This is a genomic window from Halosimplex carlsbadense 2-9-1 (assembly GCF_000337455.1).
GTDB lineage: Archaea > Halobacteriota > Halobacteria > Halobacteriales > Haloarculaceae > Halosimplex > Halosimplex carlsbadense.
The window spans coordinates 15,949-39,132 of record NZ_AOIU01000031.1; the positions used below are offsets into that span (position 1 = coordinate 15,949).

The 23,184-nt window shown below is 69.9% G+C and carries 22 protein-coding genes and 1 tRNA gene; 19 read left to right on the forward strand and 4 right to left on the reverse strand.

Going from position 1 to position 23,184, the window contains the following annotated elements; all coding sequences use genetic code 11:
* Positions 1-37 precede the first annotated feature (37 nt).
* On the reverse strand, positions 38-967 hold the full coding sequence (gene aglG, locus C475_RS12455; protein ID WP_006884195.1) for a glucosyl-dolichyl phosphate glucuronosyltransferase: 930 nt from the start codon (positions 965-967) through the stop codon (positions 38-40).
* A 179-nt stretch (positions 968-1,146) separates the two neighbouring features.
* Here aglG and C475_RS12460 point away from each other — a divergent pair, with 179 nt between their 5' ends.
* The 7 genes from C475_RS12460 to C475_RS23890 all read left to right on the forward strand — a co-directional run bounded on the left by C475_RS12460 (position 1,147) and on the right by C475_RS23890 (position 10,060).
* A complete protein-coding gene (locus C475_RS12460) occupies positions 1,147-4,305 on the forward strand; it encodes an oligosaccharyl transferase, archaeosortase A system-associated (RefSeq protein WP_006884196.1) in 3,159 nt (1,052 codons plus the stop codon).
* A 162-nt stretch (positions 4,306-4,467) separates the two neighbouring features.
* Positions 4,468-5,520, forward strand: coding sequence for a hypothetical protein (locus tag C475_RS12465; RefSeq protein WP_006884197.1), 1,053 nt, complete (start codon positions 4,468-4,470; stop codon positions 5,518-5,520).
* An 85-nt stretch (positions 5,521-5,605) separates the two neighbouring features.
* Positions 5,606-6,196: a helix-turn-helix transcriptional regulator gene (locus C475_RS12470; protein WP_006884198.1), complete on the forward strand. Its 591-nt coding sequence runs from the start codon at positions 5,606-5,608 to the stop codon at positions 6,194-6,196.
* Between the two features lie 88 nt (positions 6,197-6,284).
* Positions 6,285-6,359 (forward strand) — tRNA-Glu (locus C475_RS12475).
* 105 nt (positions 6,360-6,464) lie between these two features.
* Positions 6,465-8,720: an NADP-dependent malic enzyme gene (locus tag C475_RS12480; RefSeq protein WP_006884199.1), complete on the forward strand. Its 2,256-nt coding sequence runs from the start codon at positions 6,465-6,467 to the stop codon at positions 8,718-8,720.
* An 89-nt stretch (positions 8,721-8,809) separates the two neighbouring features.
* Entirely contained in the window at positions 8,810-9,700 is an 891-nt protein-coding gene (locus tag C475_RS12485; protein WP_152436406.1) for an NAD(P)-dependent oxidoreductase, read from the forward strand.
* A gap of 183 nt (positions 9,701-9,883) precedes the next feature.
* A complete protein-coding gene (locus C475_RS23890; RefSeq protein ID WP_161625195.1) occupies positions 9,884-10,060 on the forward strand; it encodes a hypothetical protein in 177 nt (58 codons plus the stop codon).
* A 28-nt stretch (positions 10,061-10,088) separates the two neighbouring features.
* Here C475_RS23890 and C475_RS12490 read toward each other — a convergent pair whose 3' ends face one another.
* A complete protein-coding gene (locus tag C475_RS12490) occupies positions 10,089-10,925 on the reverse strand; it encodes a sugar phosphate isomerase/epimerase family protein (RefSeq protein ID WP_006884201.1) in 837 nt (278 codons plus the stop codon).
* A gap of 168 nt (positions 10,926-11,093) precedes the next feature.
* Here C475_RS12490 and C475_RS12495 point away from each other — a divergent pair, with 168 nt between their 5' ends.
* The 6 genes from C475_RS12495 to C475_RS12520 all read left to right on the forward strand — a co-directional run bounded on the left by C475_RS12495 (position 11,094) and on the right by C475_RS12520 (position 16,691).
* Positions 11,094-11,756 (forward strand): helix-turn-helix domain-containing protein, encoded by a 663-nt coding sequence (locus tag C475_RS12495; RefSeq protein ID WP_006884202.1) that lies wholly within the window; start codon positions 11,094-11,096, stop codon positions 11,754-11,756.
* A gap of 56 nt (positions 11,757-11,812) precedes the next feature.
* Positions 11,813-12,955, forward strand: a complete 1,143-nt coding sequence (locus C475_RS12500; protein WP_006884203.1) for a pyridoxal phosphate-dependent aminotransferase — start codon at positions 11,813-11,815, stop codon at positions 12,953-12,955.
* Between the two features lie 67 nt (positions 12,956-13,022).
* On the forward strand, positions 13,023-13,904 hold the full coding sequence (locus C475_RS12505) for a CAP domain-containing protein (RefSeq protein WP_006884204.1): 882 nt from the start codon (positions 13,023-13,025) through the stop codon (positions 13,902-13,904).
* Positions 13,905-14,008: 104 nt separating this feature from the next.
* Positions 14,009-14,974 (forward strand): mannonate dehydratase, encoded by a 966-nt coding sequence (locus C475_RS12510; protein ID WP_006884205.1) that lies wholly within the window; start codon positions 14,009-14,011, stop codon positions 14,972-14,974.
* Between the two features lie 3 nt (positions 14,975-14,977).
* Positions 14,978-15,889 (forward strand): SMP-30/gluconolactonase/LRE family protein, encoded by a 912-nt coding sequence (locus C475_RS12515; protein WP_006884206.1) that lies wholly within the window; start codon positions 14,978-14,980, stop codon positions 15,887-15,889.
* Positions 15,890-15,956: 67 nt separating this feature from the next.
* Complete coding sequence (locus C475_RS12520) at positions 15,957-16,691, forward strand: hypothetical protein (protein WP_006884207.1); 735 nt, start codon at positions 15,957-15,959, stop codon at positions 16,689-16,691.
* A 33-nt stretch (positions 16,692-16,724) separates the two neighbouring features.
* Here C475_RS12520 and C475_RS12525 read toward each other — a convergent pair whose 3' ends face one another.
* Entirely contained in the window at positions 16,725-17,249 is a 525-nt protein-coding gene (locus C475_RS12525) for a hypothetical protein (RefSeq protein ID WP_006884208.1), read from the reverse strand.
* 178 nt (positions 17,250-17,427) lie between these two features.
* Between C475_RS12525 and C475_RS12530 the strand changes: the two genes are divergently transcribed.
* The gene (locus C475_RS12530; protein WP_006884209.1) at positions 17,428-18,000 is read left to right on the forward strand and encodes a flavodoxin domain-containing protein; all 573 of its coding nucleotides are present in this window, start codon (positions 17,428-17,430) and stop codon (positions 17,998-18,000) included.
* A 94-nt stretch (positions 18,001-18,094) separates the two neighbouring features.
* Positions 18,095-19,057 (forward strand): FKBP-type peptidyl-prolyl cis-trans isomerase, encoded by a 963-nt coding sequence (locus C475_RS12535; RefSeq protein WP_006884210.1) that lies wholly within the window; start codon positions 18,095-18,097, stop codon positions 19,055-19,057.
* Positions 19,058-19,117: 60 nt separating this feature from the next.
* On the opposite strand, the gene C475_RS12540 is transcribed toward C475_RS12535, so the two are convergent.
* Positions 19,118-19,510 carry a hypothetical protein gene (locus tag C475_RS12540; RefSeq protein WP_006884211.1) on the reverse strand — a complete coding sequence of 131 codons (393 nt, stop codon included), beginning with the start codon at positions 19,508-19,510 and terminating at the stop codon, positions 19,118-19,120.
* A 163-nt stretch (positions 19,511-19,673) separates the two neighbouring features.
* On the opposite strand from C475_RS12540, the gene C475_RS12545 reads away from it, so the two are divergent.
* The 4 genes from C475_RS12545 to C475_RS12560 are packed head-to-tail and all read left to right on the forward strand — an operon-like array spanning position 19,674 to position 23,167.
* Complete coding sequence (locus C475_RS12545) at positions 19,674-20,384, forward strand: DUF4129 domain-containing protein (RefSeq protein WP_006884212.1); 711 nt, start codon at positions 19,674-19,676, stop codon at positions 20,382-20,384.
* The gene (locus C475_RS12550; RefSeq protein ID WP_006884213.1) at positions 20,381-20,980 is read left to right on the forward strand and encodes a DUF7269 family protein; all 600 of its coding nucleotides are present in this window, start codon (positions 20,381-20,383) and stop codon (positions 20,978-20,980) included. The genes C475_RS12545 and C475_RS12550 overlap by 4 nt, the downstream gene beginning before the upstream one ends.
* A complete protein-coding gene (locus C475_RS12555) occupies positions 20,977-22,443 on the forward strand; it encodes a DUF58 domain-containing protein (protein ID WP_006884214.1) in 1,467 nt (488 codons plus the stop codon). The genes C475_RS12550 and C475_RS12555 overlap by 4 nt, the downstream gene beginning before the upstream one ends.
* A complete protein-coding gene (locus tag C475_RS12560) occupies positions 22,421-23,167 on the forward strand; it encodes a DUF7519 family protein (RefSeq protein WP_006884215.1) in 747 nt (248 codons plus the stop codon). The genes C475_RS12555 and C475_RS12560 overlap by 23 nt, the downstream gene beginning before the upstream one ends.
* Positions 23,168-23,184 lie beyond the last annotated feature (17 nt).

A 23,184-nucleotide genomic window follows, 5' to 3' on the forward strand; every position in this document is an offset into this window, starting at 1 on the left:
TACCGATGGGGTGGTCCCGGCAGTCGCTTAACGCTGGTTATCGCCACTTGAGTATCCCGTAGAGGTAGCCGAGGCCGACGACACCGGTCAAGACGAGGAGCCAGACGAGCTGTTTCGCGGCGGTGGCGTCGGGATCGCCGAAGAGCCCTCCGAGCCGTTCCGGAACGAACTCCCCAAGTATCTTCCCGAGGAAGTCGCCCTCCTCCTCGGCCGACCCGGGGACGAACTGCTGCATGCCGCGCTTGGAGTAGCCCTGCCAGAACGCCCGGTCGAGCAACCACGTCGGCTCGGTGCGATAGGCGAACACCTTGTGGCCCACTTCGGCGTCGGGGACGTAGCGGACCCCCTCACCGTACTCCGCCTGCAGCCGGGCGCAGACCTCCGTCTCGCCGCCCTGGAGGTTCTTGTCACCCTTCCGGCCGCCGATATCGTCGTCGAACCCGCCCAGATCGAGGAACACGTCTCGACGGAAGGAGATGTTCGAGCCGTTGGTGTTGCGGACTTCGGCGGGGGTGTCCCTGCCCTCGCCGAACCCGCGGTAGGTGGCACCGATCAGGAAGTAGAACTCCGCCGGGAGGAAGTCGACCGCGCCGTCGACCCAGATGGGAGCCATCCGGCCGCCGGCGGCGACGGCGTCGTGTTCGTCGTAGGCGGCGACGAGCCGCTCGATCCACTCGGGATGGGCGACGGCGTCGTCGTCGAGAAAGGCGACCACGTCGCCGCTTGCGGCCTTCGCGCCGTTGTTGCGGCTGACGAGCAGGCCGCGATTCTCGTCGTTGCAGCGAGTGACGACGTCGTCTCGGTGGCCGAAATCGGCCTCGAACCGCTCGGAAACTTCGGGGTTGCCGTCGCTGACGAAGACCAGTTCCACGTCGTCGTAGGTCTGGTCGAGGACGCTGCGAGCGGCTTCGGTGACCGCGTCGTAGCGGTCCATCGTGTGCTCGCAGAGCACGACGGAGACGCGCATATCGATTCATGGGCTGGGGGCCCGGATAGGTTTTCCGTCTGGCTGTCCGCGACCGGCCGGGTTTCGAGACACCCCGGCGACCCTGAAACCGCAAGACCGCGGCGGTATCGGAGGGGGAGGGGGAGCCGATTTATTGGAAGATGACAAGGCTTATGCGCGCGATGGGACTGGTTCCGTCAATGAGTCAGTGGCGTGGTCAGATCGAAAACATCGACGAACCCGGCGATGTCGCCGATTTGGTGGGTGAGTACTACCACATCCCGGCGATCGTCGCCCTCCTCGGGTTCATGCTGTGGAGTCGCGTTCGCGATTGGCAAGAGTTCCTGATTGACGGAACAGTGTTTTTCAGCGGGAACGACCCGTGGTACCACTACCGGATGGTCCAGTACACGGTCCAGCACTGGCCGGAGACCAGTCCGTTCGACCCCTGGACGCAGTTCCCTGTCGGGACCCACTCCAGTCAGTTCGGTACCGTGATGGACCAGTTGGTCGCCACGGCCGCGCTGGTGGTCGGTCTCGGGAACCCGAGCGACCACACCGTTCGGCTGGTCGTCCTCTTCGCACCGGCCGTCTTCGGCACGCTCGTGGCGATCCCGACGTACTTCCTGGCCAAGCGACTCGCCGGGAAGTTCGCCGGCGTGCTCGCCGTCGCGGTCATCGCGCTCGCGGGGAGCACGCTCGCCCAGCGCGGAACCGTCGGCTTCTACGACCACCACGTCGCCGAGGCGCTGTTCATGACGACGGCGGTCCTCGCGACGATGGTCGCCGTCTCCGTGGCCGAACAGGAAAAGCCGGTCTGGGAGCTGTTCCGGGCCCGTGACGTCACCGCCCTGCGCCGCCCCGTCGGCTGGTCGCTGATCGCCGGCGCCGCAATCGCCATTTACCTCTGGACGTGGGCGCCGGGCGTCTTCCTCGTCGGCATCCTCGGCGTGTTCTTCCTGGTCGAGATCTGCTCGGAGTACGCGCACGGCGAGAGCCCGGAGCACGTCGCCATCGCCGGCGCGCTGACGCTCTCGACGGCGGGCGTACTCAGCCTCGCCGTCACCGAAGAGGTCGGTCTCAGCGCCACGAGCTACAACCTCGTCCAGCCGATGCTCGCCTTCGGCGTCGCCGCGGGCTGTGTCTTCCTCGCCTGGTTCGCACGCGAGTGGGAGTCCCGCGACCTGGCCAACTACCAGTTCCCCCTCGCGGTCGGCAGTATCCTCGTCGTCTCGGCCGGTGCGATCGCCCTCTTGCTCCCCGAGCTGTGGGGCTTCCTCACTAACCAGATCACCCGTGTGGTCGGGCTCTCGGTCACGGACACGGCACAGACCGTCGGTGAGGCCCAGTCGATGTCGTTCGGTGAGCTGTTCCCGCGCTACGGCTTCACGGTGTTCATCGCACTACTCGGTGTCGCCTACGTCGCGGTTCGGCAGTTCTACGACCGGCCGCGCGCGGAACTGACGCTCGTCTCCGTCTGGACCGTCTTCCTCCTGCTGGCGACGCTGACCCAGCAGCGCTTCGACTACTACCTCGCCATCGCCGTCGCGACGATGGCGGCGATGGTCCTCGGTGAACTCGCGCGGTTGTCCGGCCTCTCGACGCCCGACACGGACATCGAGACGTATCAGCTGTTGACGATGGCCGCCGTCGTCCTCGTGGTGTTCGCCCCGCTGGTCTACCCGGTGCCGCTCGCGATGCAGACGACCTCCGCGCCGGGCGGACCCGGTCCGGCCCAGCCGGCCTGGAACGAGACGCTCGGATGGATGCAGAACAACGCGCCCGAACAGGGCACCTACGGCGGCGCCGACAACGCCGGGGAGGTCCCCTACTACGGCACCTTCGAGAACACCGAGAACTTCGACTACCCCGAGGGGTACTACGGGACGCTCTCGTGGTGGGACTACGGCCACTGGCTCACGGTGATGGGCGAGCAGATGCCGACCGCCAACCCGTTCCAGCAGGGGGCCAGTCAGGCCGCGAACTTCCTGCTGTCGACCAACGAGTCCCACGCCAACGAGGTCATGACCGACCTCAGCGAGGACGACGCACAGAGCCGCTTCGTCACCGTCGACTGGAAGATGGCCGAGACCACGACCTCCTACCAGCGGGCCGGCGCGGGCCCGCTCAGGGTCGGCGGGAAGTACTTCGCGCCGTTCGCATTCTACTCCGACGGGAACATCTCCCGGAACGACTACTACTCGGGGCTGTACTACCAGACGGGCCAGCAGGACCGGGTGCAGTACCGGCTCTTCCAGCGCCACCAGCAGCCGTACTACAACTCGACGGCCGTTCGACTGTACCGGTTCCACGGCAGCGCCCGCGATCCGGCTCCGGTCGTCCTCGACTGGACGATCGAGGACATTCAGGGCCAGCAGGTCCCGATCAGTAACGGGACCCGCCGCTTCGGTTCGATGGCGGAGGCGCGCGAGTACGTCGAGACCGACCCGACCTCCCAGATCGGCGGGTTCGGGAACTACCCCGAGGAACGCGTCCCGGCGCTCGAACACTACCGGATGGTCCAGGGCAGTGATAGCTCCTCCATCGACTCGCGCCGGTACCAGCTCGGGCTCCAGAAGCAGGCCCAGGGCGCCTTCCAGACCTCGATCCGCCAGCCCGGCGTGCTGGGCGCGCTCCAGCCGGCCAGCTCGAACTGGGTGAAGGCCTTCGAGCGCGTCCCCGGCGGGACCATCGAGGGTGAGGGCCCCGCGAACACGACGGTCACCGCGGCCGTCGAGATGCAGGTCCCCTCGACGAACTCGACGTTCGTCTACCGCCAGGAGGCCCGGACCGGCGACGACGGGACGTTCACGATGACGGTCCCGTACTCGACGACCGGCTACGACGAGTGGACCAACGAGGAAGGGTACACGGAGCCCAGCGTCACCGCGAACAGCTCCTATCGTCTCCGGACCGACCTGACCTCCAACGGGACCCACACGTTCCGCTACGGCGGGACGGTCGACGTGACCGAGGGGCAGGTCGTCGGCGAGGACGAGTCCGCGGCGACGGTCACCCTCGAGAAGGGCCAGGCGCGCTCGCTCCAGACCGAGCAGGGCGACGACACCGCCGGTAACGAGACGGCCGGCGACGGCACCGCCAACGACGACACCACTAACGAGACGGGCACGGACGACGCGAGCGGCGACACGTCCACCCCCGACGGCGCGACGGCAACGGCGACTCCGACGGATACCGGGACCGCCACCGCGACCGACACCGCCACCGCGACCGGTTCCGACGGCACGGCGAACGGCTCGACGGGCTCCGCGCTCGTCGACCCCTCGGCGCCGGCGACGCTCCTCGGGCTGCTGGGCGGCGGAGTGCTCTCGGCCGTCGGCCTGACGAGACGCGACTGACGCGGCGGCTCGGGCAACACGCGCTTTTGCAGTCACTTCCGTCGGACCCACGCCGGGTATCCGTCAGTACTAACTACCGGCTCCGACTTCCGTCCCCTATGACACGACAGTGCGGTCGGTCCGTCGACGGCCGTCGACCGGGCCTGGCGGCGGGTGAGACCGATGGCAGTTGACGCCGGCCTGCTCGCGGTCGACGTGTTGCTCGTGGCGTTCGCGGGCGGCGCCGTGGGCGCGGCGCTCGGCGGCTACGCGGCGTACGGCCTCGCCGGCCTCGTCGTCACGGTCGGCGAGATCGCTCGCGTCACGAGCGGCGCGGGCGCCACTCCGCTGGTCGCTGGTTCGACCGACCTCGGGACGGCCGGCGTCACGGGACTTGTCGGCTACGGGCCGGTTCTCGGTCCGCACGTCGCGTTCGCCGGTGCCGCCGCCGCCGCGGCCTACGCCGGCCGCAAGGGCCACCTCGACACCGACTTCCCGTACCACGAGGCCAAACACATCGCGGCGCCGCTCGGACCGCGACCGGGCGCGCTGGCGGTCGGTGGCGTCTTCGGCGTCCTCGGCTACTGGCTCGCGGGGCTGTCGCTCCGGCTGGGGCTGCCCTGGGACCCGGTCGCTGCCAGCGTCGTCGTCTCCGCGCTCCTCCACCGCGCCGTCTTCGGCTACCCGCTGCTCGGCCGACTCGACACCGACCTGCTCGACATGTCGCCGTACCGCGACGGCGACCGGCGGATGGCCGCCGACGGCGACGGCGCGCGGTCGCTGGCCGGCCGGTACGTCGTCGAACCGTGGCTCCCCTACCAGTCCGAGTGGCTGTCCGTCGGCGTCCTGGGACTCGTCGTCGGCGTCTTGGGCGGGTTCATTGCCGTCGCGACCGGGAGTTACTTCCTCGCGTTCGGCATCGCGGCCACGGGACTGTGCTTCCTGACGGCCGGCGTCGAGCGGTTCCCCGTCACCCACCACATGGCGCTGCCCGCCGGCATCGCCGCGCTCGCGCTCCCGAACGCGGACCCGACCGTCGCGGTCCTCGTCGGCGGCGCTTTCGGCGTCCTCGCCGGGGTGGTCGGCGAACTCGCCCAGCGCGTCCTGTACGCCCACGCCGACACGCACCTCGACCCTCCATCGGTGGCCATCGTCGTCACCACCCTGCTCGTCGCGCTGTTGGACCTCGCGGGCGTGTTCCAGCAGACCGCCGTGCCGACCGTGGGACTCGCTTGAGGACCTGCCTCGGGTCCGGCGATCGACGGGAGAGAGATACGTGTATTCACAGCGTTTTTATACCGACCTCGGCATATTACGATAGATGCAGCAGTGGCTGGGCGGCGACGCTGTCGGGGGAGTACTGGCGGTCGGGGCCGGGGCAGCGCGAGCCACCGGCGCGCGCGAGTGGCTCTCCGCCGCGGCCGTCACCGACCCGTCGGTCAGTGTTCTGCAGTCCGCGAGTGCAGGCGACGTCGGCGGGATGATGGTCGCCGCCGTGGTTCTCGTCGTTCTCGGCCTCGGCGGCGTCGCCGCCTGGCACTCCGGGCTCCCGTCGCTCGGATCGACCGGCGACGCTTCGGCGGGCGGATCGGCGACCGAACCGGACAGCCCGGCGACGGCCGAGAGCCCGGCCGAACCGGATCCGGCCGCCGAGCCGAAATCCGAACCCGACGAGCCCGCCGGCAGGACCGACCGGGAGCTTATCCTCGATATCCTCGAGTCGAACGAGGGCCGGATGAAACAGGCCCGGATCGTCGACGAGACCGGCTGGTCGAAGTCCAAAGTCAGTATGCTCCTCTCCGAGATGGAGGACGAAGAGGCGATCAGCAAGCTCCGGGTCGGCCGCGAGAACATCATCAGCCTCAGCGGTAACGAGCCGGAAGCGGCTGGCTCACCGTTCGACGACGAGTGAGTGTGCGACGGCGTACCGATACGGGCGCGAAGCGCAACCGTTAAACCCGTATCCTCGCTACGATTTGGTACGCACAGAGGGCGTGTGCGCTCCGTTGGTGTAGTCCGGCCAATCATCTTGCCCTCTCACGGCAAGGACCAGGGTTCGAATCCCTGACGGAGCATCCTTCGACATTCGAACCGGCGAGCGACAGCCGGGCCCCGGTCGAGTCGCTCGCCGGAATTGCGTGCATCACATAGCTTTACTGACTCAGTCGGGTAGAAGGCGTATGACTCTCGAAGACGACTCGCTGGAGTACCACCGGTCGGATCCGCCGGGGAAGATCGAGATCCGGACGACGAAGTCGACGAGTACGCAGCGGGACCTCAGCCTGGCGTACTCGCCGGGGGTCGCGGGGCCCTGTCGAGCGATCGACGAGGACCCGGAAGCGGCCTACGAGTACACGTCGAAGGCGAACCTGGTCGGCGTCGTCTCCGACGGGTCGGCCGTGCTGGGGCTGGGCGACATCGGGCCGCAGGCCTCGAAGCCGGTCATGGAGGGGAAGGGGGTACTGTTCAAGCGCTTCGCCGACATCGACGTGTTCGACATCGAGGTCGACCACACCGAGCCGAACGACTTCGTCGACGCGGTGGCTGGGATGGAGTCGACGTTCGGCGGGATCAACCTGGAGGACATCGCGGCGCCGAAGTGTTTCGTCATTGAGGAGCGGCTGCGCGAGCGGATGGAGATCCCCGTCTTCCACGACGACCAGCACGGCACCGCCATCATTTCGGGCGCTGCGCTGCTCAACGCCGCGGAGATCGGTGGCAAGGACCTCGATTCGCTCGAAGTGACCTTCGCCGGCGCGGGTGCGGCGGCGATCGCGACGGCGGAGTTCTACGTCTCGCTGGGCGTCCGACCGGAGAACGTCACGATGGTCGACATCGACGGGATCCTCACGACGGAACGCGCGGAGGCGGGCGACCTCAACGAGTACAACCGCGAGTTCGCCAGCGACGTACCGGCGGGCGACCTGGCCGACGCGATGGTCGGGGCGGACATGCTCGTCGGCCTGTCGGCCGGCGGGATCGTCGATCAGGAGATGGTCCGGTCGATGGCGGAGCAGCCGATCATCTTCGCGATGGCCAACCCCGACCCGGAGATCGGCTACGAGGAGGCCAAGGCCGCCCGCGACGATACGGTCATCATGGCGACGGGGCGGTCGGACTACCCGAACCAGGTGAACAACGTGCTGGGGTTCCCGTTCCTGTTCCGTGGGGCCTTGGACGTGCGGGCGACGGAGATCAACGAGGCGATGAAAGTCGCGGCTGCGGAGGCGCTGGCCGACCTGGCGAAGCGAGACGTGCCCGACGCGGTCCGGCGGGCCTACGGTGACCAGCCGCTGCAGTTCGGGCCCGAGTACATCATCCCGAAACCGCTCGACACGCGGGTGCTCTTCGAGGTTGCGCCGGCCGTCGCCGAGGCGGCCGTCGAGTCGGGCGCGGCCCGCGACGAACTCGACCCCGACGCCTACGTCGAGCGGCTGGAGGCCCGCCTGGGCAAATCCCGCGAGATGATGCGGATCGTCCTGAACAAGGCCCAGAGCGACCCCAAGCGGCTGGCGCTGGCCGAAGGAGCGAACGAGAAGATCATCCGCGCCGCCCACCAGATGGAGGAAGAAGGCATCGCGGAGCCGGTGCTGATCGGCAACCGGACGACGATCGAGCGGAAGGTCGAGGGGCTGAGCCTGGAGTTCGAGCCGGAGGTCGTCGACCCGGCCGCGGGGGAGTACGAGGGCTACGTCGACCGGCTGTACGAGCTGCGCCAGCGGAAGGGACTGACTCGGCGGGAGGCCGCGGAGACGATCCGCGACGGCGACCACTTCGCGTCGGTGATGGTCGAGCGCGGCGACGCCGACGCGATGCTGACCGGGCTGACCCATCACTACCCCTCCGCGCTGCGGCCGCCGCTGCGAGTCATCGGCACCGAGGAGGGCGTCGACCACGCCGCTGGCGTGTACATGCTCTCGTTCGAGAACCGCGTCGTGTTCGTCGCCGACGCGACGGTCAACCAGGACCCCGACGAGGCGACGCTGGCGGAGGTGACTCGCCACGCGGCGGGGGTCGCCCGGCGGTTCGACGTGGAGCCGCGGGCGGCGCTGCTGTCGTACTCCGACTTCGGGAGCGTCGACAACGAGGGCACCCGCAAGCCCCGGAACGCGGCGCGGCGGCTCCGCGAGGACCCCGCAGTCGACTTCCCGGTCGACGGCGAGATGCAGGCCGACACGGCCGTCGTCGAGGACCTGTTAGTCGGCGACTACGAGTTCGCCGAGATCGACGAGCCGGCGAACGTGCTCGTGCTCCCGAATCTCGAAGCGGGGAACATCGTCTACAAGCTCCTCCAGCGCCTCGGCGGCGCGGAGGCGGTCGGCCCGATGCTCGCGGGGATGGCCGAGCCGGTTCACGTCCTCCAGCGCGACGACGAGGTGAAAGACATCGTGAATCTCGCGGCCGTAGCGACCATCGACGCGCAGGGGTCGGAGTAGCGTCCGCCGAGCGGAGTCGAGTGCGGTGAGACCCGGCGGGACCGTCGTCGACTCGAACGTTTATTGACGCGCTGTCCGACGGTCAGGTCATGCCCATGGTCGGAGTCATCGGCGTCGGGTACATCGGGAAGACGTTTCTCGACCGGCTGGCCGACACCGAGTACGACACGGTCGCCTACGACGTGGACGAATCGCAGGTCGAAGCCGCGACCGAGCGCGGTGCGACCGCCGCCGAGAGCCCCGCGGACGCGACGCGTCGCTCGGAGTTCGTCGTTCTGGCCCTCCCTGGAACCCCGGAAGTCGAAGCCGTGATGGAAGCCGACGACGGCGTCCTCGGCGCGCTGTCGGCGGGCCAGACGGTCGTCGACGCGACGACGACCCACCCGGAGACCTCCCGCGACTGCGAGCGATGGTGCGAGCAACGGGGCGCCGCGTTCGTCGAGGCGCCGATCACCCGTGCTGCGCCCCGTGACGGCGCGCACATGATGGTCGGCGGGACCGACGAGGCTTACGAGTCCGCTCGGAAGCTGATCGAGGTGCTGAGCGACGACCACCTCCACGTCGGCCCGGCCGGGAAGGCCACGATACTCAAACTCGCCCTGCAGATGCGCTACGCGGGTCGAACCGCCCTGGACTCCGAGATCGTCGAGTTCACGCGGGACAACGGCGTCGACCCCGCCCACCTGCGCGAGTTCTTCGGGATGAACGTGTCCGAGCGGCTCCTCGACAGGGAGTTCGCCCAGGGCATCGAGGGACTCGGCGGCCTCGCGATCTGGCACAAGGACATCGGGTACGCCCGCGAGGTGGCCCGGGAGACCGGGACCGCACTCCCGATCAACGGGGCGGTCCACGAAGCCTACAAGACGACCGTCCGACGCGCAGGTCCCGACGAGGGCCACGCGGCGACGGTCCTGCGGTACTGGGAGCTACTCAACGACGCCGGCGAGCGGGCGTTCCAGCCCGCGGACGACGGCGGGTGATGGCCTCGCCCCAACCCTGGCCGCTCGGGCTGTCCGCGAGTCGGCGGCTGCCGGTCGATTTTTCTTCCTGGGTGGCGCCATCGGTGGCATGCGCATCCTCGTCGCGTTCGCTCCCGGCGACCTCCGCGAGTCGTTCTTCCCGTCCGCCCACCGGGCCCGGCTCGAATCGCTCGGAACCGTCGAGTGGCCGACGCGCCGCTCTCGGAAGCAGACCTCGTCGACCGCGTCGGCGACGTCGACGCGCTGGTGACCGGCTGGGAGAGTCCGCGGGTCACCGCCGACGCCGTCGAGCGCTGGACGGACGGGGAGTCGCTCGACCGTCGCATCCCTCGCGAGCAGTGGGCGACGATGACCCGGTGAGTCGCGGCGACGAGCGCGGTGGCCGGTTTCAGACCGAGACGCCGACCTCGTCGGCCACGCTCCGGACGTGGTCGGCCGCCCGGTCGTACGCTTGGGCGCTGTCGAGGTGTTCCAGCATGACCGGGAGGTCGTCGTCGAGGCCGTCGAGCGCTTCGAGGAGCGCTCGGTAGTCGAGGTCCCCCTCGCCGGGCGCCACCTCCGAGAGGTGGACGAGCGGGTCGTCGCCCATCGCTACGTCCTTCAGGTGGACACACTGGATCAGGTCGCCGAACGCCTCGACGAACCGCTCGATCAGGGCCGCGGTGTCGGCGTACCTGCGGGGAGAGGCGACGAGGTTCACCGGGTCGAAGTGGACGGCGAAGGCGTCGCGGTCGACCGCGTCCAGCAGGCGGCGGTAGCTCTCGACGGAGTCCGGTACCATCGCGGGCATCGCTTCGAGGGTGTAGCTCGCGGAGTCTGGATCCGCGCGGTCGATTATCTCGCTGACGGAGTCGACGACCAGATCGAAGGTGGCCGCGTCGAAGTTGTCGGGGTGTGGCCCGGCCCACGAGTCCCCGCGGGAGCCGGCGACGTTGACCGCGCAGTTGGCGCCCACGGCGTCGGCGAGTTCGAGGTGGCGAGCGCAGTGGGCGATCGCCGCCTCGCGCTCGTCCGGGTCTGGGCCGACCGGATTCACGCCCCAGGCGCCGACCTCGGCGATGGTCACGTCCGCGTCGGCGGCCGCCTCGCGGTAGGCGCGGACGGTCTCCGGGTCGGCGTCCGGGTCGACGGGGCAGTACGCCGCCCCGTAGCCCAGGTCGTCCAGCGCCGCGATCCACTCCGCCGGGCCGTCGTAGTCCGCGAAGACCGGGCCTCCGAGTCGCATGCGACGGAGTACCGCGACGATCCTCAAACCCCTACCGGAGCGGGAAGCCTCCGCCGGTTGTCCCGTCCGCAGTCCCGAACGCCGTTCGGTTCGCCGGGTGGGTCCGGACCAGAAGGGGCGAACATGTTCGGGAACACTGATAGTCCTCGCGCCGCGTAAGGGTCACACATGCCGCGGGCCAACCTGGAGATCACCGTGCCGGACTCGGTGTGGATCGGCGAGTTGTCGCGCGAGTACCCGGACGCACAGTTCGAGATCCTGACGGTCTTCCCGAAGGAGGAGGGGGGCGTCGCGCTGGCGGAGATCGCCGCCGAGGCCGTCAAGGAGGTCGTGCTGGCGATGGACGACTACGAGGCTGTGACGAACACGGACTTCCTCCAGCGGACGGCTGAGACGGCGCTGGTACAGTTCGAGACCTCCAACCCGGTCCTCCTGCTACCGGTTCGCAACGCCGGGACGCCGCTGGAACTCCCCTTCTCAGTCGTCGACGGCAGCGTCGAGTGGGAGGTCACGGCGCCGCGGGACCGGCTCTCCACGCTGGGCGACCAGCTCCGGCAGTTCGGCATCGAGTTCGAGGTCATGGCCGTCCGCCAGGAGATGGAGACCGAGCAGCTGCTCACGCCCAAACAGCTTCGACTCGTCCAGACCGCGGTGGAGGAGGGATACTACGACACGCCGCGGGAGTGTACGCTCACCGAGTTGGCCGAGGAGTCCGACATCGCCAAGTCGACCTGCAGCGAGACGCTCCACCGCGCCGAGGAGAAGATCGTCAAGGAGTTCGTCGACGAGACCGACCCGGTCGACGAGCGCACGCCCGCGATGCGCGCTTGACCGGACGGCCCGTGCGGCCGGACGCTTTAACGCGGTGTCCGCCGTAGCCACCGCGTATGGTCTCCGAACGCGCCCGGTCGGTGGACTCGTTTCTCGCCATGGACGTGCTCGAACGGGCAAACGAACGCGAGGACGTAGTCCACCTGGAGGTCGGGGAACCGGACTTCGACCCGCCCGAAGCGGTGTTCGACGCGGCCGTCGACTCGCTGCGCGGCGGCAATACCGGCTACACGGTCGCCCGCGGCAAGCCCGAGCTTCGGCGAGCGATCGCCGCCCGCTACGACCGCGACTACGGCGTCGCCGTCGACCCCGACCGGATCGTCGTCACGCCCGGCTCCTCGCCGGGGCTGTTGCTCGCGCTCGCGACGCTGGTCGACCCCGGCGACGAGGTCGTGCTCACCGACCCCCACTACGCCTCCTACCCGAAGTTCGTCCGCTTCCTGAACGGCGTCGTCCGCACGGTCCCGCTCCGCGCGAGCGAAGGGTTCCGGCCGCGAGCCGCCGAGTACGACCGGACCGTGGGTCCCGACACGAGCGCCCTGGTAGTCAACTCCCCCGCCAACCCGACCGGGGCCGTCCTCGACGGGGAGACGCTCGGTGCCGTCGCGTCGGTCGCGGACGCCGCCGACGCGACGGTGGTGTCCGACGAGATCTACCACGGCCTCTCCTACGGCGCCGCCGAACGCACGATGCTGGAGTTCACCGACGAGGCGTTCGTGCTGGACGGCTTCTCGAAGCGCTACGGGATGACGGGCTGGCGGCTCGGCTGGGTCGTCGCCCCGCCGGGGTACGCCGAGGCCGTCAACCGGCTCGCCCAGCACGTCCTCATCTCCGCCCCGAACTTCGTGCAGGACGCGGGTGTGGCCGCCCTGGCGACCGACGAGTCGTGGCTCGCCGACGTGCGCGACACCTACCGGCGCCGCCGCGACCGGTTGCTCGACGCGGTCGCCGACTGGGGGCTCGACCCCGACTACGCGCCCGAGGGAGCGTACTACGTCCTCGCGGACGTGAGCGGCCTCCCGGGGTCGAGCGTCGACGTGGCGGACCTGTTTCTGGAGGAGGCCGGCGTCGCCGTCACGCCCGGCGCCGACTTCGGCGAACGGGCGAGCGACTACGTCCGGCTCTCCTACGCCACCGACGAGGCCGCTATCGACGAAGCGGCGACGCGGATCGACCGGCTGCTCGACCGGCTCGGGTGAGGAGTGACGTATCAGTGGTCTGTAGAGTATTGAGAAGATTTAAGTCTCGACTCGGGCACCGAACGGTATGGTCGATCGGAAGGTGGTCGTCGCGGGCGCCATCGCCGTTGTCGCGGTGCTCGTCATCGGGGGGATCGCGGGTGCGATGGTCCTCGGCGGTGGCGGCGGTGGCGACACGCCGACCCCAGACGACGCCGAGGACGCAGACGACGGCAGTGACGGTGGATCCGCTGACACGCCGACGCCGAGCGCGACGACTGCCGGGAACGGGACTGCGACGAACGCAACCGCGAACGGGACGGCGACGGCGTTCCCGACGCTGACGCCCACGTCGGTCGCGACACCGACTGTGACCGCCACGGGAACGCCGACGGTCACGCCGACGCCGACGGCGGTCCCGACGCGGACGCCGATCCTGCCTCGCAAGTTCGAGGAGCGGCGAGTCGAACTCGAACTCCGTCGGATGATAAACGACTGGCGGCGAGCCAACGAACAGGACCCCTACACGAACGACAACGGCACGCTCGTCAAGCGGATCAACGAGATGTCGCTGAACCACAGCGTCGCGATGGCCGAGCGCGGGGAACTCGTCTACGAGACGCACGGGCTCTCGGTGCCCCAGCGTTACGAGGCGTTCGAGCTCAAGGAGACCTGCACGTTCAAGCGGCAGGGCAAACAGTTCATCGTCTCGCCGAACAACTACCAGTTCCAGGTGATCGCCCAGAGCTACGTCGGGCGCAACTACCAGGAGGACGGCGAGACGGTCTACCACGAGAACGAGACCGCGGTCGCGCGCGACATCTTCGAGGACTGGACGGAGAACCCGGTGTACGCCGACGTGCTGGAGTATCCGAACGCCAACCGGCTCGGGATCGGCATCGAGATCACCGAGGACAACGAAGTGTGGGCGACCGGGAACATCTGCGGCTCCGGCGACAACTCGGACTGACCGGGACCGTCCCCGGTGATCGGCCGACGGTTCGACGGACCGCGCCACCCCGCTCGCTTCCGCGACCGGAACGCCGATTATGCGGAGGCGTCCAACGGACGAGTATGGTTCAGCTATCGCTCGTGGTACCCCGCCAGCCCGACGAACGCTGGCAGCTCGCCAAGCAGATGGGCGTCGAGCAGGCCGTCATCCACCCGCTGGAGGTCGGCGACGGCAAGACACACTGGTCGTACGACGACCTGCTCGGGACGAAAAACTGGCTCGAAGACGCCGGTCTGGCGTTCGGCGTGCTGGAGGGGAGCGTCCCGATCAGCGACCGCATCCGACTCGGCCGGGAGGGCCGCGACGAGGACATCGCGGAGTTCAAACAGTTCCTCCGGGACTGCGGCGACCTGGGCATCCCCGTCGTCTGCTACGACTGGATGGCCGGGGTCCGCTGGGCGCGCACCGAGGCCCACCTCGAATCACGGGGCGGGTCGCTCACGACGGGGTACGACAACGCGAAGATGGGCACCGGTCCCGGCGCCGAGGCCGCCGACGTGACCCGCGAGCAGGTGTGGGAGGCCATCGAGTACTTCCTGAACGAGGTCGTCCCCGTCGCCGAGGAGGCGGGGGTCAAGCTCGGGCTCCATCCCGACGACCCACCGCGCGAGTCGGTCGGCGATATCCCCCGCATCGCGAACAGCGTCGACAACTACGACCGAATACTCGACATCTACGATTCGGAGTCCAACGGCGTCACGTTCTGCCAGGGCAACTTCGCCGCGATGGGCGTGGACATCCCCGGGACGATCCGGCACTTCGGCGAGAAGATCAACTTCGCGCACTTCCGCGACGTCGAGGGCGACGCCGACCGCTTCGTCGAGACCTGGCACGACGACGGGCCGACCGACATGCAGGCGGCGATGGACGCGTTCGTCGACGCCGGCTTCGACGGCCCGATGCGCCCCGACCACGTCCCCACGATGGCCGGCGAGGACAACTCCAACCCCGGCTACCACACCAAGGGCCGGCTGTTCGCCGTCGGCTACATGCGCGGCCTGCTCGAATCGGCCGAGGGGGGTGCGTGAACCGTGGCGGACCCGACGGACCGACCCGAACCGCGCCGCGTCGCAGACACGCACTGTCACACCGGCGAGGGACCGCTCTACCATCCCGACGAGGGGGTCGTCTACTTCCTCGATATCCCAGAGGCCGACCTCTACCGCTACGACCCCGCAGACGGGAGCCACGAGCGCGTCCTCGACGCCGAGGGCGCCGTCGGCGGGTTCACGATCCAGGACTCGGGCGACCTGCTGTTGTTTTGCGACGGGGGGCGGATCCAACCCTGGAACCGGGACGATGGGCTCGGCGACCCGGTCGTCGAGTCGATCGACGGCGAGGGCAACTCGCGGTTCAACGACGTGATCGCCGACCCCCGCGGCCGCGTCTTCTGCGGGACGATGCCGACGCCCGACGGCGAGCCGGGCACCCTCTACCGGCTGGACACCGACGGTTCGCTGTCGGTCGCCGTCGAAGACGCCCGGCTCTCGAACGGGCTGGGGTTCACCCCGGACCGCCGGCACGTCTACTTCACCGAGACCGAGGCCGGGCGGATCTCCCGCTATCGCTACGACCAGGCGACGGGCGACCTCTCCGACCGTGAGCCCTTCCTCGACGCGAGCGACCTGACGGGCCACCCGGACGGGATGACCGTCGACGCCGAGGGCCACGTCTGGGCGGCCTTCTGGGACGGCGGGCGGATCGCCAGCTACGACCCAGAGGGGACGGAACGCCAGCGAGTCGAGTTCCCGGCGAAGAAGGTGTCTGCGGTCACCTTCGGCGGCCCCGACTACGACACCGCGTACGTGACGACCGCGCTCGGTCCCGGCGAGGGCCCCGCGAGTACCCGCGAGGAGGAGGGCGACGGGGCGGGCGCGCTGTTCGCGGTCGATCTGGGCGTCGGTGGGGTCCCCGAGTTCCGGTCGCGGATCGAGACTCGGTGATCGGTTCCCGGCGGCCCACCCGCTGCCTACCGGAAAGCACTTGTCGCCTTCATGACACCCGCGGCACATGAGAATCAGCTTCGCTCTCGCGCTGCTCGGCTGTCTCGCCGTCGCTGGGTGCGTCGGTGGGCCGGCCACCCCGACACCTGCGGTCGAGGCCGACACTCCCTCGGGGACGCCCGCCGTGTCACCGACGGCGTCTCCGAGTCCGACCCCGGATGCTACCCGAACGCCGACGCCGACGGGGCCGACTGGGACGCAGTCGGCGACCGAGACCGCGTCGGCGACGGCGACCGTCCCGCGAGGCAACGTCTCTGTCGAGTATGTGATCCGGATGGACTCGCTCCCGGACCACGTCGCGAACGTCACCCTCGAATTCGGAGGCGTCTACTTCTCGGAGCGCCCGGACGACATCGACTCGTGCGCCGGGGTGGCCCCGCCCATGGACAACCGGTACGATCCGACCCCGACGCCGCTTCCGACTCCGGCGGGCGCGTGCTGGGACGCGGGGAGCGCGTCCGCCGTCACGTTCGTACCCGGTGACGGCGAGCGGTCGCTCGGCACGTTCGAAGCACCCGGTCGCTTCGACGGTGGCGACATGCTGGTCGTCCGAGACGTGGTCGTCCGGCTGGAGAACGGCACCGCCGCGACGAAGGTCTACGACACCGACTTCACCCTCGCTCGGACCGAGCCGACGACGGAGACCGTCGGCCTCGCGGTCTCGATATCGTACGACCCCGACTCGACCGACCGACCCTGGGACTACACCGTCGAGACGTCGCTGTTCGACCCCACGGACTGATCGGTCGGCCGCGACGTATCGGTCGACCGCCGGTCAGTGCAGCGTCCCCTCGCGCTCCTCCACGTCGTAGGCGAACAGCGCGTACCCCACGTCGTCCACCGAGTAGCCGGTCTCGCCGGCGATCTCCCGTATCGGCTCGATCATCGTCACGTAGTCGGCGGCGTCGAACGACTCCTTGCGCCCGTCGAGGTAGCCGAGGCGGGCGAGCGACGCCCACACGCGGGTGTCGACGACGGCGTGGCGCTCGGGGTCCAGCGCGGTCAGGACGCAGGAAGCCGTCGGGGCCTTGAACCCCGAGAGGCCGGTCAGCAGCTGGACCTTCGAGAAGTCACCGTCGACGAGGCGGACGTTCCCGGTCACCTCCCGACACCGCTCGGGCGGGTTCGATTCGACGTGGTAGGCGCTCCGGGTGGAGCTCTCGTAGGCGATCTCGTAGAGCTGGTCGCGCGTGAGGTGGCCCTGTTCCCGGTAGGCTCGCCCGAACTCGGCGAGGCGGTCGGGGTCGAGTCCCTGTGTGTTCTCGTAGGCAACGAGGGCGTCGGCGATCAACTCCTCCATACCCGCAAGCAGGGACACAGTGGGCTTCAAACCCGCCGGTTCGTCTCACTCCAGCGGCCGAGCGTGGAGCGGGAGTCCGCGCGCCCGAGTACGGTCGGCGAGCCTTACCGACGACAAACGCGACCTTACCGCGTCGAAGCGTCGCGAGCGTTTTGTCCCGGCCGGGCGTCGAACGGCCATGGGTTCGTTCCTGGTCCTCTACGGGTCGAGCGAGGGACAGACCGCCAAGATCGCCGACCGGATCGCCGCCCGCCTGCGCGGCCGCGGTCACGACGCGACCGCCGTCGACGCGGGCGCGCTGGAGACCGATTACTCGCTGGCCGACTTCGACGCGGTCGTGGTCGGCTCGTCCATCCACGTCGGGAAACACCAGGCGTCGGTCCGCTCGTTCGTCGACGCCAACGCCGGCGCGCTGGCGGCGCTGCCGACCGCCTTCTTCCAGGTCTCGCTGTCCTCGGTCGGCGACGACCCCGAGCGACGCGCGGAGGCCGCCCGCTACGTCGAGGAGTTCCTCGAAGACACGGGATACCAGCCCGACCGCATCGCTCGCTTCGGCGGCGCGCTCCGCTACTCGAAGTACGGCTTCCTCAAGCGGCTGCTGATGAAGCGGATCGCGCGCGAGGCGACCGGCGACACCGACACCGCCCGCGACTACGAGTACACCGACTGGGCGGAGGTCGAGGCGTTCACCGACGATTTCGCCGCCTTCGTCGAGGGACGGCTCGCCACCGGACCGAGTGAATCGGTCTGACGGTCGGCCTCGCCGCCGGGCCCGTCGGGCCACCGGCTCCGATGCGATAGCCCCGAAACGTTGTTCTTAAGAGTGCAACGCGAGTCATGCCGGTATGAGCAACGAGTCCGAGTCCGAGGAGACAGCGCAGGACGCAGCCGACGAGACCGAGGAACAGGCCGAAGCCGAGGGACTCCAGCACGGCGACTTCATCGAACTGGACTACACCGCCCGCACCGTCGAGGGCGGCGACCTAGTCGACACGACCGACCCCGAGATCGCCGAGGAGGAGGGCGTCGGCGAGGATCAGGAGTTCGCGCCGCGCACGATCGTCCTCGGTGAGGGCCACGTCTTCGACGCCGTCGAGGAAGACATCGTCGGCAGCGAGGTCGGCGACAACGGTACCGTGACCGTCGCCGCCGCCGACGCGTTCGGCGAGTTCGACGACGAGGAGGTCCGCACCATCAGCGCCGACCGCATCCCCGAGGACGACCGCTACCCCGGCGCACACGTCGACATCGACGGCGAGCACGGTCACATCAACACGATCATCGGCGGCCGCGCCCGCGTCGACTTCAACCACCCGCTGGCCGGCGAGGACGTCGAGTACGACTGGGAGGTCCTCTCCGAGGTCACCGACCGCGAGGAGCGCGCCAGCGCGCTGCTGAACGTCTTCCTCGACATGGACCTCGAAGTCTGGTTCGAGACGGACACCGTCGAGGAGGAGCAGCTCGTCGAGTCCGACGAAGACGACGAGGACGACGAGGAGAGCGAACCCGAGTACGAGACCGTCGAGGTCGAGAAGGAGACGCTGTACATCGAGGCGACCCCGCAGCTCACCATGAACCAGCAGTGGATGATGGGCAAACAGCAGATCGCCCAGCAGCTCACCGACCTGCTCGACATCGACCGCATCATCGTCCAGGAGGAGCTCGGCGGCGGCATGGGCATGATGGGCGGCATGGGCGGCATGATGGGCGGCATGGGCGGCGGCGGTGCCGAACTCGAAGAGGCCCTCGAAGACGAGGACATCGACGCCGAGGAAATCGTCGACGAACTCGAAGGCGCCGAGGAGTAAGCGCCCTCTCTCCGCTCTCGCCGACCCGTCAGCGACGGCGCTCTGCCGACGGCTCGCCGGTCAGCCGTCGTCGCTCGGCCGTCGCCCGTCCAGCACCGCGTTGCAACTGTTGACGAACTGTCCGAGCCCCTGCGCCACGTCCCGGTCGAGCGAGACGACGATACCGCTGCCCTCGGACTCCCGGAAGTGGAGGACGGCGGCGCGGTCGTGCAGTTCGACGGTCGCTTGTCGGTCGCCGAGTCGGTCGTACCGCTCCGCAGGGACGATCGACTCGCTGGCCCGTGCCCGGTCCGCGATAGCCGGGAGCGCGGATTTCAGCTCCTCGGTCGTCACGTCGTCGCGGAGATACAGCGCTTCCCAGCCGTCGTTGTCGTACCGGACCGCGCCCCGGAAGGCGTCGCCCGCCCTGTTGTGGACCAGCTGAACGAACGGTTGGTATCGGTTCGGAGGCATTGCCGGGCCAACGTGACAGAACGGTTTCAATCTATGGGCTGGGCCCCTCCGTCCGCGGACCCGACGTTTTTTTGCCCGGCCGCCGACACCTCGCTCACGAGTCTCGCGACCGTCCGTCCGAGCGTATCGCCGCCCCCACCCAACCCGCGGATCCCTCCAGCCAATGCAACACCGAGGCCTCACGGTCCCGAAGCGCGCGCTCGTAGCGACGGCCGCCGCGCTCTGTGCGGTCGCGCTCGCCAGCGCGGCGTCGTCGCTCGACGCGTCGCTCTCGACGCCCGTCGCGTCCGACCCCGGGGGCTCGACCGCCGGCGGGACGTCCCTGCTGGCGTTGCTTCTGGCGTTCCTCCGGGCGTTGCTCTCGATGTTCGGGATCTCGTCCGAGTTACCCGCCAGCGGCTTCGGCGGCTCGTCCGTGTTCCGGATGCTGCTCGCGGCGCTGGGCGCGGCCTACCGATATCGGCTCGCGCTCGTCGGCGCAGCGGCGGTCCTGACGCTCGCGGCGCTCGCGTCTCGGCGAGCCGGCGGCATCGGTGTCCTGGCCGGTCGTCGGCGAGCGGGCGACCCTTCGAGCGACGATGAAGGGGATCGATCTGCGCGAAAGTGGCCCCAGGGAGACCCCGACGAAGTGGTCGAACGCGCCTGGGTCGACCTCGTCGAGCGGGCCGACGCGACCGACCCGGTCGCCCGCACGCCCGCGGAGGTCCGCCGAAGCGCGGTCGAGGCGGGACTGGACCCCGACGCCGTCGAGACGCTCACGGAGTCGTTCCGAGCGGCCAGGTACAGCGGTGACTCCCCGGATGAGACCCGGCGGGCCGCGGTCCGACGGGCGCGACGCGCACTGGCGGACGACAGCGGGGGCGAGCCCGGATGACGGAGTGGAGGAGCCGGTTTCGCGCGGCGACGACCGCCGTCGGCGCGGTAGCGCTGGCGGTCGCACTCGCCCTCGCCGGGGCGGTGAACGTGGGCGTCGTCCCGCTCGGATCCGTGCGCCTCCCGTGGAGTGATTCGGCCGTCGTCGCCGGGTTCGCGACGGTCGCCGTCTGCGCGCTCGCGCTCGTCGTGAACCACCGGTTGCTGCTCGGCAGTTCGTCGACCCTGTCGGCTGAGACGGCGGAAGCGTCCGCGCCCGTCTCCCGGTCCGGTATCGACTTCGACGAGCGATTTGGACGTCCGTTCTCCTCGGCCCCTCGAACGGACGCGGAGCGACGACGGACGCGCGACCGGCTCCGAGAGACCGCCGTTCGAACGGTCGCCCGTCGGCGGTCGGTCTCCCGGGAGCGAGCGGAGCGCCTCGTCGCGCGCGGCGACTGGACCGACGACGCCGCCGCCGCCGCGTTCCTCGGGGACCAGTCTGCGCCCCGTCGGGTCCGCCTCGGGCGGCGGGTCTCGACGCGACTCGCGTTCCGGTACCAGGCACGGCGGGCCGCTCGCGCCGTCGTCGCGGCCGACGGGAGGCCGGATTCGTGACCGACGGCGACGCGGACTGCGACGACTCCGGCGACACGCTCCCGAGTCGCGAACGGACGGGTCGGTGGCTGACCGCTGTGGCGGTCACCCTCGGGGTCGGGTCAGTCGGCGTCTACTTCGGGCGCCCGTCGCTGCTTCTCGCGGCCGTCGTCGGCCTCGCCTACACGGCCTATCCGCTCGTGACGGCCGAACTGGCCCCCAGCCTCACACTCGTGCGAGCGGTCGACGACGCCTCGCCCGCGCACGGCGAGACGGTGACCGTCACGGCGACGGTGACGAACACGGGCTCGCAGACCGTCCCGGACGTTCGGTTCGTCGACGGTGTGCCGCCGACGCTGGCCGTCACCGGGGGAACCCCGCGGCGCGCCGACGCACTCGCGCCGGGCGAATCCGCGACCGTCGGATACACCGTCGAAGCCAGTCCCGGAACGCATCGGTTCGAACCGGCGACGGTGACCTGCTACGACCGCAGCGGTGCCGTCCGCGTCGAAACCGAACTCCAGGCCGGGACCGGCTCAGACCGGAACGACAGGACGAACGAGACCGGCGGACCCGGCGGAGCCGGCAGGACCGACGAGCCCAACGACGCCCCGGCCGTGTCGACGCTGGAGTGTTCGGTCCCGGTCGATGGGGTCCCGTCGCCCCGGGAGACGCTGCGCGCGACGGGGCGGACCGCCGTCGACACCGGCGGGTCGGGCGTCGAGTTCCACCGCACTCGCGAGTACCGACCGGGCGACCCCGCCGACCGGATCGACTGGCGGCGCTACGCCCGCACCGGCGCGCTGACGACCGTCGAGTTCCGGCCGGACCGTCGGCGGTCGGTCGTCGTCTGCCTCGACGCGCGACCGCGGTCGGTCCGTCGGGCCGGTGACGGCGAGGCGGACGCCGTGACCGCCGGTGGCGCCGCGGCGGCCGCTCTCGCGACGACGTTCCTCGACCGCGGGGCACGCGTCGGCGTCGCCCGCCTCGGCCCTCGCTTCGAGTTGGTTGCCCCCGGCGACGGTCGCTACCACCACCAACGAGTCACCGCGTTGTTGACCGCTCCGCCCGAGGAGTCGACGACCGCGTTCGACAGGGAAAACGCAGGTACGGAACCCACCACGGCGGCCGGTGGCGTTGGCGGACCGGCGGCTTCGTCGAGTTCGGCGAACGGGTTCGCGGCGCAGGTCGACGAGGTGCTGGAACGGACGAGCGGGGCCGCCGAGGTCGTGATTGTGACGCCGCTGCTCGACGAATTCGGCGTCGACGCCGTGCGCCGCGCTGCCGAACGGGGACGCGGCGTCGCGACGCTCAGTCCGGACGTGACGAGCGACGAATCGCTGGGTGCCGAGCTAGCCGGCGTCGAACGTCGCAACCGGATCGAGACGCTGCGGTCGACGGGGGTCCCGGTCGGCGATTGGCGGCCCGGTGACCCCGTGCGGTGGTCCCGGAGGGAGGGGGGTGTCCGCCGAGATGGACGGTGACCGCTCGCCCGATACCGGCCCGGCGTTCCCGGGGAGCGCGGTCGCAGTGGTCGCTGCGGTCGGCGCGATGGCACTGCTCGCGACCGACCCGCTCGGACTCGCCGTCGTCGCCGTCGCCGGGACCGGAGCCGGGACGCTCCTCCTCGGTGGTTATCTGCGGTTCCGCGGTCGCCGCGTCGTCGGTTTGCTCGCGCTGACCGCCGGGCTCGCGACGGTGCTCGTCGCGGTCGGGCTCGCGACCGTCTACCCCGCCGGCTGGGTCACGCGGGTGTCGCTCGTGTTCGGGACGGTCGGACCGGGCGTCCTCGCCGCCGCGCTCGTCCCGCTGCGGCGCTCGTGGGCCGGACGGCTGGTGGGTCTCGCCACCGCACTGCTCGTCGGCGCAGTCGCGCTGCGGGGATTCCTCTCCGGGACCGGTCGGGTATCGCTGCTGGTCGCCCTCGCCGGCGTCGTGGTCGCCTGGGACGCCGCCGAGCACGCGGTCGGACTCGGCGCCGACGTGGGCCGGGGGGCGGTGACGGTCGGCGTGTCGGCGACCCATCTTGTCGGCTCGCTCTCGGTCGGCCTCGTCGCCGTCGTCGCCGCGGTCGGACTGTACGCGATCGGTCCCTCGTCGGTGCCGCTCGTCTCCGTCGTCGCCCTGCTCGCCGCGGTCGTCGGCCTGCTCGCGGCGCTCGCGGTCGACCACGTCCCCGCCGGTGACGGCGTGGATCTGGAGCCGTGAACTCGACGGTGAGCGGA